Raw genomic sequence first — 2,621 nt, forward strand, 5'->3', positions numbered from 1 at the left:
GACTCTCGCGGAACCGTCGAGTTCGGCGAGCGAGACGGTCCCCGGCACCGAGCCCGCCACGGTGATCACCTGCTTGGTGAGGTCCCCGACCGGGACCTCCCCGCCGACGGCGCGGGCCGCGCGCGTGGCCTCCTCCCGGTTCGCCGCCACGACCAGCAGGCGGGACGCATTCGGGGACCGCACCCCGTCAGACTGCCACGACCGGCCGGCCGGCGGGGGCTGCGACACTCACCCGACAGCGGGGTTCCCGCCCGGCTCACTGCGGGTGCGCCCGGGCCGCGACGCCCTCGACACCACGACGGGCTAGCAGGGCCAGTGTGAGCAGCAGCCGGTCGCGGGGCTCGGAGATCCTGCGGCCCGTCGTCGCCTCGATCCGGTGCAGCCGGTAGATGACCGTGTTGCGGTGGCAGTAGAGGCGCTGCGCGGCGTGGGTCGGCGACCCGCCCGCGTCGAGCACCGCCTCCAAGGTGGTCAGCATGGTGTCGCGTTCCTGCTTCGGCAGGCCGAGCAAATCGCCGAACGCCACCCGGGTCAATCGCTCCGTCAGTTGTGGACTGTCCACGAGCAACGCCTCCGGCAGGTGGTCGTCCAGGAAGGCCACACCCGGACCGGAAAGCGTGCGCGCCGCCGTCTGCGCCAACGTGTAGGCGTCGCCGACCTGGCCGAGCGTGGTGATGACCGGGGAGGCTCCCACCCGTCCGCACACGGCCGGGCCGAGCGCGTCGAGCGCGGCCGACGGCGTGCGGTCGGCGAGGGCGACCAGGCCGACGATGTCGGAGGGCCGCACGTGCCACGACGACACGATGCCCTGCTGGCCGAGCACGTCCCGGGGGGATCGCAGCGGATCGTCGCGGGGGGTGTCCACGGGCGCGACGACGCAGAGCATCGGGCCACTGGTGGGCAGGCCCAGCGTGGTGGCCGCTTCCTCCGCGAGCGCGGGGTCCGACCCGCGCCCCTCGAGCAACGCGTTGAGGAAGGCGTGCCGCTTGCTCAGCTCCTGGCTGCGCAGCCGCGCCTCCTCCAGCCGGTAGTCGTCCACGAGCGCGGCCGAGCTGGCGTCGATGACCCGCCAGACGTAGCCGGCCGCGTCGAGCAGTTCGTGGTCGTACCGGCCGCTGAACCGCTCGCGGGAGGTCGCCAGCAAGCCCTCCCAGATCACCCGTCCGCCGAGCCGGTAGGCGCGCAGCACGGCTTCGAGGGGCACGCCCTCCCGTGCGCGGAGACGGCCGGTCAGGCGGGAGGTGTCCTGCGGATCGGCGCCCTCGGGGACGGCTCCACCGAGCGACTGGATGCCACGTTCGATGTTGCCGCGCAGGTTGTCCCGCAGTTCGTCGGGCGCGGAGATACCGAGCCGTGCGTAGGCGGGTTCGCGTTGCAGCACCATGAGGGTGAGCCGGTCCGCGAGGCTTTCGAGATCGTCGAGCAGTGCGCGGCTGAGAGTGCGCAGTGCCTCCCGAGCTGGTCCCGAGACCTCGGTCGGTGCCGGAGTTCCTGCGGAGGGGCTCATCCGCCGAACGATGCCACGCGGCGTTGCGCCGCGTCCAGCGCGGCCGGGCGCGCAGCCCAGCGGCGTGCGTGATTTTTGGGCGCCGTGCCTATGGCCGAGGTTGGGCGTGGCGCACGAAGCTGTACACCTTCCGCCGCGGCGACGGGGTGGAGGTCCGGATTTCCCGACGAGGGGAGACAGACGGTGACGCTGCCGGAGACGTCGGTTCACCAGAACGGACGCACGGAGCCGGAGAAGACGCCGTTGTTCGCCGCCGACGGGGTCACCGTGCGGTTCGGCGGGCTCACCGCGCTCGACGGTGTGTCCGTCGACGTGCGGTCGCACGAGGTCCACGGCGTGATCGGGCCGAACGGGGCGGGCAAGACCACGCTGTTCAACGTCTGCTGCGGGTTCGTGCGGCCCGACCAGGGGACGCTGAGCTGGCGCGGCACCCGCCTCCCCGATCTGCGCCCGCACCGGCTGACCCGGCTGGGCATCGCGCGGACGCTCCAGGGACTCGGCCTGTTCCGCGGGTTGACCGTGGCGGAGAACGTGCTGGTCGGTGCCGACCGGTTCCGCCGGTCCGGATTCGTGTCGGCCCTGCTCGCGCTGCCCCGTGCCGCGCGGGACGAGCGCGCGCTGGCGGAGCGGGCCGAACGGGCGATGGCCGAGGTCGGCGTGCTCGAGCACGCGCACGCCTCGCCCGCGAGCCTGCCATACCCCGTCCGCAAACGGGTCGCCCTGGCCAGAGCGCTGGCGGCCGAGCCGGAGCTGCTGCTGCTCGACGAGCCCGCGGCCGGACTCGGGCACGACGACATGGAAGAGCTCGCCGGGACGGTGCGCCGCCTGGCTGAGCGGATGGCGGTGGTGCTGGTCGATCACCACATGGATCTGGTGATGTCGGTCTGCGACCGGCTCACGGTGCTCGACTTCGGCCGCGTCATCGCGGCGGGAGAGCCGGAACGCGTGCGCGACGACCCGGCCGTGGTGGACGCGTACCTCGGAGAGGAGGCGGACAGGTGAGCGAGGCGAGCGGTGGCGCCATCGGCGCCACGGGGACCGGTGCCGCCCCGGACACCGCGGACTCCGGCGCTCCCGGGGGCGCGGCCGGTACGGAGTCCCCCGGCACGGCCGC

The 2,621-nt window shown here is 73.6% G+C and carries 3 protein-coding genes; 1 reads left to right on the forward strand and 2 read right to left on the reverse strand.

The features are described 5' to 3' along the window. Together SACSA_RS25990 and SACSA_RS0110125 are read right to left on the reverse strand one after the other, a co-directional pair. On the reverse strand, positions 1-183 hold a 183-nt coding region (locus SACSA_RS25990), incomplete at its 3' end, for a hypothetical protein (protein WP_028661749.1). Positions 184-256: 73 nt separating this feature from the next. Next, complete coding sequence (locus SACSA_RS0110125; protein ID WP_019815573.1) at positions 257-1,507, reverse strand: PucR family transcriptional regulator; 1,251 nt, start codon at positions 1,505-1,507, stop codon at positions 257-259. 183 nt (positions 1,508-1,690) lie between these two features. On the opposite strand from SACSA_RS0110125, the gene SACSA_RS0110130 reads away from it, so the two are divergent. Beyond that, entirely contained in the window at positions 1,691-2,509 is an 819-nt protein-coding gene (locus tag SACSA_RS0110130; protein WP_019815574.1) for an ABC transporter ATP-binding protein, read from the forward strand. The last annotated feature ends 112 nt before the right edge of the window (positions 2,510-2,621 follow it).

Source organism: Saccharomonospora saliphila YIM 90502 (assembly GCF_000383795.1).
Lineage (GTDB): Bacteria > Actinomycetota > Actinomycetes > Mycobacteriales > Pseudonocardiaceae > Saccharomonospora > Saccharomonospora saliphila.